Origin of the sequence: Pantoea sp. sgz302252 (assembly GCF_042610525.1) — a bacterium.
Classification (GTDB): Bacteria; Pseudomonadota; Gammaproteobacteria; order Enterobacterales; family Enterobacteriaceae; genus Erwinia.
The window spans coordinates 71,714-86,915 of the sequence record NZ_JBHDVM010000008.1; the positions used below are offsets into that span (position 1 = coordinate 71,714).

The 15,202-nt window shown below is 51.8% G+C and carries 15 protein-coding genes; 10 read left to right on the forward strand and 5 right to left on the reverse strand.

What is annotated here, in order from left to right:
* Nucleotides 1-11: 11 nt before the first annotated feature.
* On the forward strand, nt 12-650 hold the full coding sequence (locus ACETPC_RS15560; protein WP_380182807.1) for a MotA/TolQ/ExbB proton channel family protein: 639 nt from the start codon (nt 12-14) through the stop codon (nt 648-650).
* Nucleotides 643-1,890 carry a phospholipase D-like domain-containing protein gene (locus ACETPC_RS15565; protein ID WP_380183047.1) on the forward strand — a complete coding sequence of 416 codons (1,248 nt, stop codon included), beginning with the start codon at nt 643-645 and terminating at the stop codon, nt 1,888-1,890. The genes ACETPC_RS15560 and ACETPC_RS15565 overlap by 8 nt, the downstream gene beginning before the upstream one ends.
* Nucleotides 1,891-2,102: 212 nt before the next feature.
* Here the strand turns inward: ACETPC_RS15565 and ACETPC_RS15570 are convergent, their stop codons facing one another.
* Entirely contained in the window at nt 2,103-2,312 is a 210-nt protein-coding gene (locus ACETPC_RS15570) for a hypothetical protein (RefSeq protein WP_380182809.1), read from the reverse strand.
* 422 nt (nt 2,313-2,734) lie between these two features.
* On the opposite strand from ACETPC_RS15570, the gene ACETPC_RS15575 reads away from it, so the two are divergent.
* From ACETPC_RS15575 to ACETPC_RS15585, 3 genes are all read left to right on the forward strand, one after another.
* Complete coding sequence (locus tag ACETPC_RS15575; RefSeq protein ID WP_380182811.1) at nt 2,735-3,667, forward strand: carbon-nitrogen hydrolase family protein; 933 nt, start codon at nt 2,735-2,737, stop codon at nt 3,665-3,667.
* A gap of 76 nt (nt 3,668-3,743) precedes the next feature.
* Nucleotides 3,744-4,448: an alpha/beta fold hydrolase gene (locus tag ACETPC_RS15580; protein WP_380182813.1), complete on the forward strand. Its 705-nt coding sequence runs from the start codon at nt 3,744-3,746 to the stop codon at nt 4,446-4,448.
* A gap of 100 nt (nt 4,449-4,548) precedes the next feature.
* Complete coding sequence (locus ACETPC_RS15585; protein ID WP_380182815.1) at nt 4,549-4,980, forward strand: DUF3828 domain-containing protein; 432 nt, start codon at nt 4,549-4,551, stop codon at nt 4,978-4,980.
* Between the two features lie 42 nt (nt 4,981-5,022).
* Here ACETPC_RS15585 and ACETPC_RS15590 read toward each other — a convergent pair whose 3' ends face one another.
* Complete coding sequence (locus ACETPC_RS15590) at nt 5,023-5,958, reverse strand: VirK/YbjX family protein (RefSeq protein WP_380182817.1); 936 nt, start codon at nt 5,956-5,958, stop codon at nt 5,023-5,025.
* Between the two features lie 1,401 nt (nt 5,959-7,359).
* Complete coding sequence (locus ACETPC_RS15595) at nt 7,360-7,755, reverse strand: transposase (RefSeq protein WP_380182819.1); 396 nt, start codon at nt 7,753-7,755, stop codon at nt 7,360-7,362.
* Nucleotides 7,756-8,296: 541 nt separating this feature from the next.
* Between ACETPC_RS15595 and ACETPC_RS15600 the strand changes: the two genes are divergently transcribed.
* From ACETPC_RS15600 to ACETPC_RS15610, 3 genes are all read left to right on the forward strand, one after another.
* Entirely contained in the window at nt 8,297-9,553 is a 1,257-nt protein-coding gene (locus tag ACETPC_RS15600) for a polysaccharide biosynthesis C-terminal domain-containing protein (RefSeq protein ID WP_380182821.1), read from the forward strand.
* 8 nt (nt 9,554-9,561) lie between these two features.
* On the forward strand, nt 9,562-10,512 hold the full coding sequence (locus tag ACETPC_RS15605) for an ATP-grasp fold amidoligase family protein (protein WP_380182823.1): 951 nt from the start codon (nt 9,562-9,564) through the stop codon (nt 10,510-10,512).
* A gap of 327 nt (nt 10,513-10,839) precedes the next feature.
* Nucleotides 10,840-11,793, forward strand: coding sequence for an ATP-grasp fold amidoligase family protein (locus ACETPC_RS15610; RefSeq protein WP_380182824.1), 954 nt, complete (start codon nt 10,840-10,842; stop codon nt 11,791-11,793).
* 39 nt (nt 11,794-11,832) lie between these two features.
* On the opposite strand, the gene ACETPC_RS15615 is transcribed toward ACETPC_RS15610, so the two are convergent.
* Nucleotides 11,833-12,114 (reverse strand): YjcB family protein, encoded by a 282-nt coding sequence (locus tag ACETPC_RS15615; protein ID WP_380182826.1) that lies wholly within the window; start codon nt 12,112-12,114, stop codon nt 11,833-11,835.
* Nucleotides 12,115-12,902: 788 nt separating this feature from the next.
* On the opposite strand from ACETPC_RS15615, the gene ACETPC_RS15620 reads away from it, so the two are divergent.
* Nucleotides 12,903-14,207 (forward strand): diguanylate cyclase domain-containing protein, encoded by a 1,305-nt coding sequence (locus ACETPC_RS15620; RefSeq protein ID WP_380182828.1) that lies wholly within the window; start codon nt 12,903-12,905, stop codon nt 14,205-14,207.
* On the opposite strand, the gene soxS is transcribed toward ACETPC_RS15620, so the two are convergent.
* The gene (gene soxS, locus ACETPC_RS15625) at nt 14,204-14,593 is read right to left on the reverse strand and encodes a superoxide response transcriptional regulator SoxS (RefSeq protein WP_380182830.1); all 390 of its coding nucleotides are present in this window, start codon (nt 14,591-14,593) and stop codon (nt 14,204-14,206) included. The two genes, ACETPC_RS15620 and soxS, sit on opposite strands and share 4 nt — an antisense overlap.
* Before the next feature lie 110 nt (nt 14,594-14,703).
* Between soxS and soxR the strand changes: the two genes are divergently transcribed.
* Nucleotides 14,704-15,168: a redox-sensitive transcriptional activator SoxR gene (gene soxR, locus ACETPC_RS15630; protein WP_380182832.1), complete on the forward strand. Its 465-nt coding sequence runs from the start codon at nt 14,704-14,706 to the stop codon at nt 15,166-15,168.
* The last annotated feature ends 34 nt before the right edge of the window (nt 15,169-15,202 follow it).

Below are 15,202 nucleotides of genomic sequence, written 5' to 3' on the forward strand. Positions count from 1 at the left end.
GAGTAAAGAAGATGAACGCGACCCTGATGCACGATTTAATCTTTTACGTAATGTACTTCTCGCTGGCGGCGGCGCTGGTGATTATCATTGAGCGCGCTATCTGGTTTGCCTGGACGCAGCGCCAGGCAAAACAACTGGCATGCGTGCTGACGGCGGAAACCCGCACGCTGCCGGATAGCGTGACCCGGCGCAGTAGCGTACCGTTACGCGCCGTCCAGCCTGTGCTGGCGCGTAAAGCGCATGCTTCTGCCGAAGCGCTGAGCGACGAGGTGGACGAACAGTATCTGCTGAGCAAATCCGCTATGACGCGCGGCTTGTGGCTGCTGGAAACGGTAGTCACCGCCGCGCCGCTGCTGGGTCTGCTGGGAACGGTTATGGGGATTATCGATACCTTTAAAGCGCTGGCGGCAGCGGGCGTTTCGGACGCCAGCCAGGTTTCTGCCGGCATGGGTACCGCGCTGTACGCCACTGGTCTGGGCATCGCTATCGCGCTGCTCTGCCTGGTGAGCAATAACTTTTTGCAGAATCGAATGGAGCGCATTAATGAGTTACTCAAGGTGCTGCTGCTGCGGGCGGCTACGCCCGTGCAGCGCGCCGCTGGCAAAGATAACCAGGCGGAGTGGGAAAATGGCGTCCAGCGCTATGCCTGAAGCCGGAAAAGTTTTCCGGCGGATTAAGCAGCTGATCTGCTGCGGGCTGCTGCTGTGCAGCCCGTTCGCCCAGGCGAAGACCCCCGGTTTCGAACTGATTTATGACGCACCAGCGGAAACTACGCTGGCTGCGCCTGATTTACGCCGCAGCAGCGACGTTTGGCAGGAGATGTTTGCCAACGCGCGCGAACAGATCGATATTGCGCAGTTTTACGTAGCCAACGAGCCTGGCTCACGCCTGGATAAAGTAATACAGGCGCTGCGGCAGGCTGGCGAGCGCGGGGTAAAAATCCGTTTTCTGCTGGATAAAAACGGCCTGAAGCTGAGCACGCCGGAAACGCTCGCGCAGCTGCAAGCTATTCCAGGAGTGACGCTGCGGGTGCTCCCTTTCAGCAAGCTGGCTGGCGGCATTATCCACGCGAAATATATTCTGGTAGACGGCAGGCAAAGCTTTGTTGGCAGCCAGAATTTTGACTGGCGGGCGCTGGAACATATTCAGGAAACCGGCCTGCTGATCGGGGATGCCGCCGTCGTTACGCAGATTGCCGCAATCTTCAACCATGACTGGGCCGCACAGCCGCTGTTAGCGGCGGGTGAAAAAGTACCGGAAATCGGAACAGACGCGCGGCCTGAAAATCTTCGGGCTGGAAACTATCTGGTTGCCAGCCCGCGCGCCTGGAATCCGGCGGGCATCGCCGATTCCCAGGCGGTGTTGCCACAGCTGCTGGCTTCCGCCAGAGAAAGCATCAGGGTGCAGGTCATGGAGTATGCGCCGCTCTCGTTCGGCGCTAAAAAAAGCCGGCCTTTTTACGCCGTGATCGACAATGCCCTGCGCGCTGCGGCGGCCCGTGGCGTACAAATCGAGCTGATGGTCGCCAGCTGGAACACAAAGCAGCCCGATATCGCCTGGCTGAAGAGCCTGGCGCTGGTGCCCGGCATCACCATAAAAGTGGTGACGATACCGGAAGCGGGCAGCGGTTTTATTCCCTATGCCCGCGTGGTGCACAGCAAGATCATGACTATCGACGGCGAGCTGGCCTGGGTCGGCACCAGCAACTGGAGCGGCGGCTATTTTGATAACTCGCGCAATCTGGAACTGGTACTGAACGATGCTGCTATGGCGCAGCGGCTAAACGCGCTTTACCAGCAGCTATGGCAGAGCCGTTACGCCGACCCCTTACGCATCGACTTTGATTATCCTGCACCCGATCCTGGTGGCCTGAAAAGGCAGCCGCACTGATGCAGCCGGGAAAGAAAACAGGCGCTGGCCGGTACGCTGTCGATCAAGGTTAACCAGCGCCTGAGAATTTGTCTCCGCTCTCAGGGCTGACCAGGATAAAGCATACGAGAGAGCAGCACGGCGAGGCAATCTGGTTCTGGCGGTATTAGCGCGACCCGGTCAGAGTGGAATGGCCCAGCAGCGTAGTTAAAAAGCCGGGCTCGCGGGCGGCCTCAGAACCAGGCGAACCCTCTGGCTATCAGTACCGCCAGGCCCAGCGTGGCCGTAACGATAGCGCTAAACAACAGCCGGAAATCCGTGCGCGCCTCTTTTTTTATCTCCCGAATATCGCCTTTGATTTCTCCTACGTCGTTCTGAATGTGCCCGACATCCGCTTCCAGTCTTGCTACGCTGGATTCCAGTTTAATGACTCGTAATTCCATCTTTTGTCTCCCTGACTGACTTGCCGTTATGCAAGCCGCCATGATAATCCCAATGAATTGTCGTTTCCGACGGCGCAATAACTTTATAACCGCATTAAGTTCAGGCCTACTCTTTTTGCCATCTGAATATCAGAAATGATTAGGTTTTCGGCACGGCTCGCAATTGTTGCCGCCCGTTGCAGCAAACGGGCCGTTAAGGTGCGGGCGGATACAGTATTAAGGCGGTCTGCTGCGGGCTAAGATCGATTAAGAAAAAATCGCGGTAAAAGGCTCGCGTCTTCTTTTCTATATCGATATCGGCGAAGCGCCCGTCCGTTGATATGAATCAATATCCGGCCATTGCTCATTAATTGCGCATGTGGCATTAGTGGTCGGCGGCGTCACCCGGATGCTGCTAACAGGAAACTACCAAAGGAGATGTTATGCCCCGTTCAGTCGTCGCTGCGCTGCAGCTTGGTTCCTCTCCGGCAGGAAAAGCCGATACGCTGGCGCAGATCCTGAGCTTTTCCGAGGAGATCCGCCGTAAAAACATTGCGCTGGTGGTGATGCCGGAAGCGCTATTGGGCGGCTATCCCAAAGGCAGTAATTTCGGCACCTGGCTGGGATATCGTCAGCCGGAAGGGCGTGAAGAATTCGCCGCTTATTTTGCCGAAGCGATTGACGTGCCGGGTCCGGAAACAGAGGCACTAGCCGATTTAGCCAGCTGCACCGGCGCGGATATTGTTATCGGCGTGATTGAACGCGCGGGCAGCACGCTCTATTGCAGTTCGCTGTTTTTCTCAGCGGAACAGGGGCTGGTAGCGAAGCACCGCAAGCTAATGCCGACCGGTACGGAAAGGCTGATATGGGGCCAGGGAGACGGCTCCACGCTGCCGGTTGTCACCACGAAAGCGGGCAAAGCGGGCAGCGCTATCTGTTGGGAAAACCATATGCCGCTGCTGCGGGCTGCCATGTACGCCAAAGGCGTGGAGATCTGGTGTGCGCCAACCGTGGATGAGCGGGAGATCTGGCAAGCCTCCATGCGGCATATCGCCCATGAAGGGCGCTGCTTCGTTATTACTGCCTGTCAGGTACAGTCCTCGCCCGCCGAGCTGGGTATTGAGATAGCCGGTTGGGAAGCAGAAAGGCCGCTTATTCGCGGCAACAGCATGATCGTCGGGCCGCTGGGCGAGGTGCTGGCCGGTCCGTTCAAAGATGCCGTTGGGCTGTTGACGGCAGAGATAGACACGGACGAGCTAATCCGTGCCAGATACGATTTTGACGTTTCCGGGCACTATTCACGTCCGGATGTTTTTTCGCTTCAGGTGGACGAAAGAGCAAAAAAGACGGTTAATTTTCTCTCAGAGGAGCGTTAAGCGAAAGGCGCAACGGCGCTCAACAGAGTGTTGCAAAAATGTTATGCTTAGCCCGACCGAAAAAAAGGAGCGGGAAATGGCAATGGTGTTACTGCCGGGCGTAATGTGCGATGCCGGGCTATGGCAGGCGATGGCGGCAGATCTGGCGCCGTTCGGCCCGCTGATTTATGGCGATTTGGCTAATGAGAAAGAGCTGGAAGCGATGGCGACCAGCGTATTGCAGCAGGCGCCTGAGCGCTTTACCCTGGTCGGTTTTTCGATGGGTGGTTTCGTCGCGCGCGAAATGATTCGCCAGGCGCCAGAGCGGGTGGAAAAGCTGATTCTGATTGCCACCTCCAGCGAGCAGGACAGTGAGCAAATGCAGGCCTTTAAAGCGGCCACCGCCCGTGCGTTACGGTCGGCAAGCGGCGATTTTCGGGGGCTGGGGCAGAAAAGCATCGCGCTGTCGCTCAGTAAAAAGCATGCGGAGGATGAGCATCTGAAGGCGCAGATTTATCAGATGAGCCTGCGCATGGGCAAAGAGGCGTATTGCCGCCAGCTGCTGATGGCACGCAACAGCGATACCCATTTGCTGGCGCAGATTAAGTGTCCGACGCTGGTTATTGCTGCCGAAGAAGATCGGATGCGCACGGTGCAGGAGTCGCGGACGCTGTGCGAGCATATTCCGCACGCCACGCTGGAGGTCATTGCCGACTCTGGCCACATGCTGCCGCTGGAACAACCCGCCGCGCTGGCGGCAGCAATGAGCCGCTGGCTCCGGTACGGTATAAACATTTACTAAAAAAAATGCAGAAACTGGTTCACTCCGAAAAATGAAAGGGTAAATTAACCGCACAGCGCGGAGCCGCCGCGCCAGAAAGTAACGGGCAGAGATAGCATCGATGAAAAAATGGATACTGGCGCTGGGCATAGCGCTACTGACGTCGCAGGCAGGCGCGGCGGGACAGGATCCGCAAGAGGTAAGCCAGGCGTTTTATAGCTGGTATCTGAAAGCGCTGAGCCAGGATGAAAGCCCGATAGATGAGCACGACCCGGTGCTGAACCAATACGTTACGCCGCAGCTGCTGCAAAAAATCAATGTGCTGATCAAAAGTCCGGACGGCATGGACGACGACTTTTTTTTACAGGATCAGGACTACAGCGACAGCTGGGTGGATCACGTCAGCGTCAGCGGATTTACCATCAACGGCGAGATCGCTTCCGGTGATGTCACCTTAGGCAAAGATTCTGACGATCGTCAGCTGCTGCTGGTGACAATGCGTAAAGATAGTGAAGGCTGGAAGATTGACGATGTGGAAAAGGAAAACCACTAAGGCAATCCGTAGGTATACGGAACGGATCGCCTCCGACAAAAATTATCGCCCGTGCGCAGCGAACTGCAGGGCAAGCGCGTCCAGCAGCTCATAACGTTTGCGGTATTCTGAACGTTTCTTGCTGGCGATTTCTTCCAGCGGCTTACGCGCAAAGGTCATCGGCACGCGATAAAGCGTTGGCGAAAGCGGCGTAGCGTTCAGCGTCTGCCAGAACTCATCATAGCTGGCATGAAACAAGCTCTTCTTTTTCAGGCGATAGCGCCAGCTGCGGAAAATATGACCGCTGTCGCTGACCGCCTGAATCTGCGTAATGCCCGTTGCCTGGCAGAACAGCGTTAGCGCTTCCATCAGCAGACGTTTCGGGAATAACCCGTAACAGGCTTTAGTTGCTGCGCGGATCAACTCGTGCGGCGTGTCGCGGTGCGCGCCCTGAATACCCCCTACCATCGCCACTTTTTCACCATGCTGTTCGGTGACGGCAAATGTCACCATCGCCAGCTTGACCTCATCCTGACTGAAGAAAAGATTTACCTCGCCCTCTCTTTCGCAGCGGCCGGTACAGGCCAGGGTAATAGCGAAACGTTCGCCGCCTTTGCCGGTAAAACGCAACAGCTCCGAACCCTGCTGGCTAAGCAGCGCCTGACGAAAAACAGGCGAGGAAAGATGCCTGGCGAAGCGGTAATGGGCGATGATCGCATCGGCCCGCGCCGACACTGGCATGCCGGTATAAAGGTAAGGACGATGAATCTTGCTCGGTAGCGTGTGCTGAATGGGCAGCATTTCGCGCATCACCGGCTCGCGGATAATAGCATCCGTCATTTTTATGGTCTGACGTGGGCTGATTAGCGAGCGAAACAGGTATTTGATGCGATATTCGCGGTCATACCACAGCTTTCCCGGTTTCAGCTTGCCCGTGACCAGCGACAGGTAAAGGGCCAGGCTGCTCTCCTGAGCAGGCATAAGTGTGATATCGGACATCTTCGGCATTCCAGTGAAAAAAAGCCAGTTGAACACCGGAAACTTCAACGTCGGGTAAATGGTGACAGACGAGTTAACGTCATTTTCAGTTGGTTGAGATAATGTTTAATCTTTGTCTTATTTAAGGCAAATTTATTACATAGAGAGCAAGATGAAGACTGGCATTACGCATCCTGTTATGAGCTTGTTTCGCAAATGCCATGACACACGACGGTGAAAGGTTTTACGCTGAACATCCAGCACTTGTCGCAGGTTTGCCTGCCAGCGCCCGTTTAAGGAGAAGCACGCGCGCCAGCTTTCGCCAGCCTGAACGACTGGCGGACACAGGGCTTTATCCCGCCCTAATCCCCACTATGCTGCATCAAAGGCTAATGAAGTTTCGCTGCTTTCTGACCCACGCATTGGCTTTTATCGTGTCAGAAATGTTCATAAGGCTGTTTTGCTTTTGGCCGGACACGCCGTGCAGATTGGTTAGTCTGCTTCTGATGGCCCACTGATTGTTTTCAAATCAAACCAAAACCGCCTGAAAAGAACGCGTTATCCTGGCAATGCGTACGTTTTACATACGAGGCCGCGCACAGAAAAAACGTTTTTTTGCTTTTCCTTGTTGTTGCTGGCCGCATTGGGGCGAAAATTTGGCTCTATCTGTGATTTTTATCACGTTTTTTCTTGATAGCGGCTAAGAAAAACGGGGCTGGCAGTCTTAGCGGCTATGACATATTCCCTTATTGTTCTGCTATAAGAATAATCGCTAATCTGATTTGTGTATTTTTTAGTACAGTCAATCTTCTCTGTAGATTCATTCCAGCTGATTTTTTGAGACGCTTTTTTTAGAGGCAAACCAATTTTAACTCAAATTATCACCAGCAAAAGAGGCAGGCTGTAGCCTGGCGGCGGAACGAAAACATTAATAAACCACAAGAAAAGTTAAGCTATAGTCATGTTTTAAGAGGTTGTTGAGCAGGAATCTTAAGCATTTTTGCATAATTACTGGCATTTAAAGCGGTGCGTTAGAGCGGGGTTGGGCATCTTGTCAGGGTTTTTCGGGTTCACCAGCGGGTTTAGTGTCAAGAAACAATGAGATTTATAAACCATTTGTAAACGGCAAAGTGTTACCGTAACTAAAGTAGAAAGGCGGTTTTGCGGGCGATGGGTAAGCGGGATTTATGTCATAGCTGGCGCATTTATCTTTGACGGCAAAGATAAATGCGCTCGTAACTATATGAAAATCAGAGTTTTTTTCTGGTGACGATCAATTGCAGCAGCCCGGCAGGCGATGTATCCAGGAATAAACTCATCACCAAAACAGGTCGCCATAAAAAGGCAGATGACTTTTTAATAAAGGATCGGAATATTTTAATTTGGTCCTGGTTAATAAAAAAAATGTGTATTGCGTCTCAATTACTGATTTTCACAGTTGTATGGGTAGTGATAAACGCTACGGCTAATATCGAGTAATCGACAGCTACGGCGCGTACCGATATCAAAAGTATCCTGCAAAAAATTAACTGCCTGACGCTTATCATTGGTCGTGAAGAAGTTCTTCAGGACGCTTTGCAGCATCTCTTTGTCAGAAGAAAGCATATTCAGCTCACGCTCCATACTGTGCACTCTTTCTTCCAATTCCTTGATTTTTCTGCCTTCTTCAGAGAAAAGGCCAGCATATTTCTTTTTCCAACTATAGAAAGTGGCCTCGGAAATCCCCAGCTCTTCACAAATCTCCTTAACCTTTACGCCGCATTCAGATGCTTTAATGGCACTGGTGATTTGCTCTTCTGTATATCGTGACTTTCTCATAGATGCTATTACCTTTCTTAACTATAAAATGATGAGAACGGTCGTACTAATGAATGGATCTAATTTATCCATTAATCAGGGCGACGCCGTTAAGTACGCGATTCGAATTGCAGGCTTTAAGTTAAGGGATTATGAATAAATATCATCATGGGATTTCTCCTATTTTATTTGCAAAGTCCCTGGTGAGCTTTCGATAAACGGCTTTTTGTTATAAATTCGATTCATGCCATTAACAAGGCCAGCAGGTAATTCAGAATGATCCAGCATGCGACGATAAAAATCTGTGCCAGGATATTCTTCAGCGGGGTGCCTGCTGACATGAATCGCATGCCCGTTATCAAGTCCAGGAAAAATCAGACGCTTCGTTAAAAAAACGATCTGATAAAAATAAATCTTTTAAATAAGAGCGGCTTCCCATTGTCCGTAAAATAATATTCCGGATGTTAATTTTGCCAGGCGCGCCCAGGCTGTACTTTCTCTGTTGTAGACAAGGATGTATTGACTTTCGTTATAAGTTATTAGTTCTACGAAGGAAGCTTCAATGAAACACAGTGTCGTCTCTAACGCTGCCTGGATGATGTCAGAGAAGGTAGTCTCGGTATTTGGTGTAATTTTTGTTACATCCTATGTTGCAAAATCTTTTGGGCCTTCTGTTTTTGGGCAAATCGCATTTTCTGCATCCATTTTTTCAATTGTTCAGACCATAGCCATTTTTGGTACGGAAACCATTCTGTTCAAAAGTATCAGCAAAAGCGCGGCTAAAGGCCTTCGCCTGATGGCCGTAGCAAAGCAGCTACGTATGGCGCTGCTGCTGCTGCTCTCCCTACCGGTGCTGGCATGGGTCTGGCTGGAGATGCGCGAGAACTTTCTGATTTTTGCCGTAGCATCGTTCTTATCAGCTATTTTTGTCACTCAGGATATTTTTAGCGTTTACAACAATGCGCGGTTGGAGTCACGGATGAACACTGTCGCTAATGCGACGGGAATGATTATCAGTTTCGCGATCAGTTTCGCTATCGCATGGTTCAAACTCAATCCGCTACTGCTGTCGTTCTCTATCGTCGCGGTGACGCTGGTGCCTTATCTGATCAAGCGTACAATGTTTTTTCAGACGAACAGCATCAGCCCGCCGCCAAAGCGCAAGCACCGTAATTATCTGCGCTATCTGTTCCACGCGGGGCTGCCGCTGGCTATATCCAGCGTATTTATCTCTATCCAGGTGAAGCTGGCGCAGTTTTTCCTGGTAGGCGTTGGGTCAGCACACGACCTGGGTCTGTTTACTGCAGCTAATACGATATCAGCCTCGTGGATATTTATTCCGGTGGCGATTATTACCTCCAGCTTTTCTGAGATTTTCAGGGAACGCTCAGAGGTGGCGCTGAAGCTGGCCGCCAGGCTCAGCGGCTACGTGATGGGTGTATCGCTGCTGATGCTGTTGATAGTGGGATTGTTTGGGGAAAAAATAGTCAGCCTGCTCTACGGGCACGACTACCAGCAATCAGGCAACCTGGTCACTTTGCTTTCCCTGGCGACCTGTTTTTCGGCAATGGGCACCGTGGCCTATCGCTATATGGTAAAAGAGGGCGGCTTTAATTATCTGCTGGTGAAAATCATTGTACTGGTAGCGGTCAGCATTATAACTAACTGGTTTTTCATTCGTTTCTGGGGACTAACAGGCGCGGCCTGGAGCGTACTGGCGACGGAGCTGTTATCCCTGACGCTGATGAATTATTTCTTTAAGAATGGCGTCATTCTTAGAATGCAGCTTTCCTCACTCAACTACAAAACCTATAAGTGAGTAAGAAAATGGTAAACGCAAAACGAGAGATCAAAAAGGCCGCGTTGAACTGCATCCGAATTATGCCGTGGTCTTGCCAGGACAGATTATATTATTTTCATCGGTTTAAACGTCTGCCGCACATTCGTCATCCTGAATCTTTTAATGAAAAGGTATTATTTCGTAAGTTTATTAAAGGAGATTACGATTGTTACGCGGCGTTATCAGATAAAATCCAGGTACGGGATTATATTGCCCATACAATTGGTAAGGAATATTTAATCCCCTTGCTGCATACCACGGATAATCCTGAAACCTTATTCGAACTTGAAACGTTAAAAGATACCGTTATCAAGCCGAACCACGGTTCGGGTATGGTCAACGTTTTCATGGAAGAGCCGGATTTTGTTGAAAAATACAGGCTTATCGAGCGCTGTGCTGAATGGCTTGCCAAAGACTATTCGCACGAAGCGCGCGAAATACACTATCGCTATATTAAGCCGCAAATCATGGTGGAGCAGCGCGTAGGCGACGGCAAATCTACCGCCATTGATTACAAGTTTCATATGTTCAACAAGCAGGACGGAAACTTCGAGTACGTGCTGCAGGTAGTATTTAACCGTAACGACAACCAGCCGCTGTCGATGCTGTTCTATGTCAACAACCTGGATAGCTGCTTCTACCGGCGCTTTGACACCGGGCTGGATATCAGCGCTAACCGGGAAGGGCTGGAGAAAGCGCTGGCGTTAAGCAAGAAGCTGGCCAGCGACTTCGACTATGTCCGCGTCGACTGGTATATCAGCCAGGGCGACGTCTACTTTGGCGAACTGACCTTTACGCCAGGCGCTGGTTTGATGCCGGTACTGAAACATGGTCTGGATGAAATGATGGGCAAAATGTGGCAGCAGGATGGCAAAACGGCCTCCCTGCCGGCACAGCAGAGCTGCACGCCGTCTACGGCATGGAAAAAAACGCCATAAAAACGACGGGCGTCCGCGATAGCTGTTTAATCCGCTAAAAAGGGCGTCCCGTTAAGAACTATCTCGTAAGCGCAGCATCGGCTTACCGGATCCTGAAGGGATCTTTTCGTCAGTGAGTTTTTCTCTCTCTTCCGGCGCTGGGGGCATGAACCCGACGCGGTACTTCAGGAAGCAGAGACCCTAAGCAAAAACGGGGGTAACAACTGACGGATTTTGTGTGTCTGCCGGGGAAAATGAGACGGGTGTGTCGCAGATTCTGACGATAAAAGAATCGCTTACCGGGCAATTTTCCCCACAAAACTATAAAGCCTGCAAATGAGGTCGAAAATGCCAAAGCTCAAGGCAGAATTAAGAAAAGGGTTTATGTTCCTTTTCAGGAAAATGCCCTGGTCTTACCAGGACAGAATCTATTACCTGTGTAAATTTAAAAGATTGCCTAACATACACCAGCCAAAATTGTTCAATGAGAAGGTGCTGTACCGCAAATTTGTGACGGGCGACTACCTTCGCTACGGTCTGCTTTCCGACAAGCTGCTGGTACGCGATTATATTTCGCAGACGATCGGCGAAGAATATCTGATCCCGCTGGTCCATGAAACGGCAGATCCCATCACGCTGCTGGGGCTAGGCTCGCTGAAAAATACCGTGGTGAAGCCAAATCATGGTTCAGGCATGGTAGAAATTCTGCTGGAAGAGCCGGATTGTCTGCAAAAGCAGCTGTTGATCAAACGCTGCGAAGAGTGGCTGAGCCGCGATTTTTCGCATGAAGCCCGCGAAATACATTACCGCTATATCAAGCCACGCATCCTGGTTGAACAGTATGTGGGCGATGGAAAATTTGCTGCCGTTGACTACAAGTTCCACATGTTCAACAAAAAAGACGGCACTTTTGAGTACGTTCTGCAAATTATCTATAACCGCTGCGGTAACGCGCCTTTGTCGATGAATTTCTATGTCAACACGCTCAAGACGTGCTTCTATAAAATTCGCGATACGGGTCTGGATATCAGCAGCGAGATGGAAACGCTTGAAAAAGCGCTGGCGCTGAGCAAAAAACTGGCCAGCGATTTCGACTACGTGCGTGTTGACTGGTATATCAGCGAAGGGCAGATCTACTTTGGCGAACTGACCTTTACGCCGGGTGCCGGGATGGTGACGGGGCTGGATCAGGGGCTGAATAAGCTGATGGGCGATATGTGGCTACAGGAACGTAAACCCAAAAAGCTGGAAGCGATCGGCGGCGAAGCAACGGCGCTGGCGGGAAATCTTAAAAAGGTCTGAAGGCAAAAGCCGCATCGACAATCAATGCGGCTCTGTCGCTTACGGCAGGGGATAATCGGCGGGCGTATGGCTCATCACATCGACGAATACGTCTTTGGTGATATGCCAGAAGTTAAGCAGGTTATCCATGCTTAACGTGATACCTAACAGGCCGGTGACAAACCAGCAAGACATGCCTATCCCAACGCCGGTAAAAATGAAAGCCATGCCTTTACGGCTGGTCTGACGACACTTTACGTTAAACGTGCTGGCGAGAAACATCATGACTGCACTAACCAGTTCCCATCTCATCAGCACCAGGCTAGCGGTTAAGGTACCCATATTTCTGAAACTCCGCGTAAAATCAGGCCTGGCAAACAAAAAAGGGCGTCATCTTTCCGGACGAAAAGGCCAGGAATGCTTTTCATCTGTGCGGAAGTGGGGTGTAAGTGTGATGACGGTCACATTATAGCACTGCGTCCGACAAGTTTTGAACATTTTTAAAACCGATTACGTCCGTTTTTTGCGCGTAATGAAATAAATACGCGTATTTTCGCAGAGTTAGCAGTAAGAAAATATTTAGCCACGGCAAGGGTAAGTTAATGAAATTTTAAATTAAGTTAAATTGATGGTTATTTTTGAGACAACTGATGATAATAATTTTCATCAATAATCTCATCTTATCCGACATCCTTTTATTTCCAGCCGTATATTCTTTCCTGCACCAGTATTTGCAAAATTATTCGCTTATTTCTGGTAATAATCGAATTTATTTAAGATGAATCTGACCAATGAAAAGTTGTACAACATAAAGAGGAGTTGTAGGATTTTTGATAACTTTTTTTTGCCGTCTTTTATTCTTTGTTAACGGCCGTCGGGCTACAACGGCGGCAACGGTGGGAAAAGTACTTTACCAGGAGCCTGCATGTTCGCCAGTGGTTGTTCAGGGTTGAAAAGCCGTGCCCGCCCGGGATCTTCTCCACGCTAGCTCTTATCTCAGAACGAGGCGGCCTCGCAAAAGCTTTACTTGACGTTTGCCTCTTCAACAACGGTGTCGGCTGTTATACCGGCCGTGCCGATGCAGAAGCGCTGCCCGGGCGATTAGCCGTTCGGCCAGCGCGGGAGGAATCGTGGATCATGATCATTCTGCGGGAAACATTACCGCGCAACCGGCAGCAAAGCCGCTGCCGACGCTAAGTAAGTCGCTACGGCGCATTCACCTGACCATTATCCTTGTGACGCTAATATTTAGCGGCACGTCGCTTTCGCTGCTTTCCGTATTGGCGCTGCGCAACTACGCCGAAAATAACTCCGAGCTGTTGGCAGCGACCATAAGCTATAGCGCTCGGGAGGCAGTAGTGACAGGCGATGGTGAGGCGGCGCGCGCTGTTTTGCAGAGTATCGGCGCCAAAACGCAGTTCAGCCAGGCCCGCATTTTTGATGCCAGCCATCGCCTGCTGGCAAGCTGGTCGGCCCCCAGAGACGGGCAGCGGCATCCTTTCAGCGAGCTGGGTTCACACTGGTTGTTTCCAAAACCATTCCAGATACCCATTTTGCAGAACGGTAAGGAGGTCGGCCAGATATGGCTGACCGGTGATGGCTGTCGGGTAATACATTACCTTGGGCAGGCACTGACATGGCTTGGCTGTAGCATGCTGCTCTCCGCGATGCTGGCGTTTTATCTGTCGCGCAGGATGCATGCGGGCATTCTGCGGGCGCTGCAGAACATCGCCTGCGTGGCGCATGAGGTGCGTAAACGTCGGGCTTTTTCCCTGCGTGTGCCTTCCTCTTCTATCGCCGAACTGAACAAGCTGAGCGGCGACTTTAACAGCCTGCTGGACGAACTGGCCGAGTGGCAGCGGCACCTGCAAAGCGAAAACGACACGCTGTCTCACCAGGCGCGGCACGATGCGCTGACCGGCTTGCCTAATCGCACGACTTTCGAACAGGAGCTGCAGGCCCAGCTAAGCAATCCTTTGACCGCCGATCGGGTGGCGGTGCTGTTTATTGATGGTGACCGTTTTAAAGAAATTAATGACCGTTATGGCCATGCTGCTGGCGACAGAGTACTGGCCGCGACTGCGCAGCGCCTGCGAGGGCGCCTGCGCAAAGGTGACCTGGTCGCCAGGCTGGGTGGAGACGAGTTCGCCGTGCTGCTGACAGCGATCGACAGCGGTGAACAGGCGGGCCGCGTAGCGCAGGACGTGATGGAAGCGATGCGTGAGCCTATCCTGCTGGATGAAGGCACGCCAATTACTCAGTCGCTGAGCGTGGGGATAGCGCTGGCTAAGAATCATTATACCGGCGAGGCGACCATCGCCCAGGCCGATGCAGCGATGTACCACATTAAAGCGCTGGGCGGTGGCTGGTATTTTTCGCCCGCGCTGTGGAGCCAGCGGCAGGCGAAGGCTTCGCTGGCTTGCGAAGAGGCTTAGCCTTTAGCAGCGACCGCAGACGGAAACTCCGAGCAGTCAAAATAGAGCGGGCGCTTTTGCGGACGGCGCATAGTATTACGCCAGGCCGTCGGCGTTTGGGCAAACTGGCGGCGGAAAACGCGGGAGAATGTTTGCTGCGAATCGTAACCGTACTGCATCGCAATATCGAAAACCGGCCGCTGCGTCTGGCAAAGCTCTCTGGCAGCCAGCGTCAGGCGGCGTTCACGAATATAGTTGCCCAGTGTCTGTTTGGTTACGGCGCGGAACATCCGCTGCAAGTGCCATTTCGAATAGCCGGAGCGCGCGGCGACTTCATCAATAGAAAGCGTTTTATCCAGATTGCGGTCAATCCAGTCGGTAAGGGTTTGAATGATATCGTCATGCATACTGCTCTTCTCCCTGGTGCCGGCGGCAAATCACTACGGCGAAAAATCGGACTTCGCCTGTTCAGGGACTGGAGTATAATTCCTCAAGTTAACTTGAGGTAAAGCGCAAAATGAAAAAAAATCCCGGTTTAAACAAGCGCGAGCTGACGCCCGGCGACGTGGCGGCCCGCTGCGGCGTGGCGGTCTCTACGCTGCATTTTTACGAAAGCAAAGGGCTGATAACCAGCTTTCGCAACGGCGGCAATCAGCGCCGTTATCATCGCGACGTACTGCGGCGGGTGGCGGTGATTAAAATCGCCCAGCGTATCGGTATTCCGCTGGCGACTATTGGCGAACACCTGGTACAGTTTCCGCCGGGCAAACGGATGTCATCCAAAGAATGGGCGCTGCTGACCCGCAAATGGCGCGAAGAGCTGGATAGCCGTATCGAGACGTTGACCCGGCTGCGTGACGATCTTGATGGCTGTATTGGCTGCGGCTGTTTATCAATGGAAGACTGTCCGCTACGCAACCCGGATGACCGGCTGAGCGAGCGCGGCACGGGCGCAATTTTGCTGGAGCCTGAGCGTAATTAAGGCCGTCTATACTGATAGCACTTCGCTTACGCAC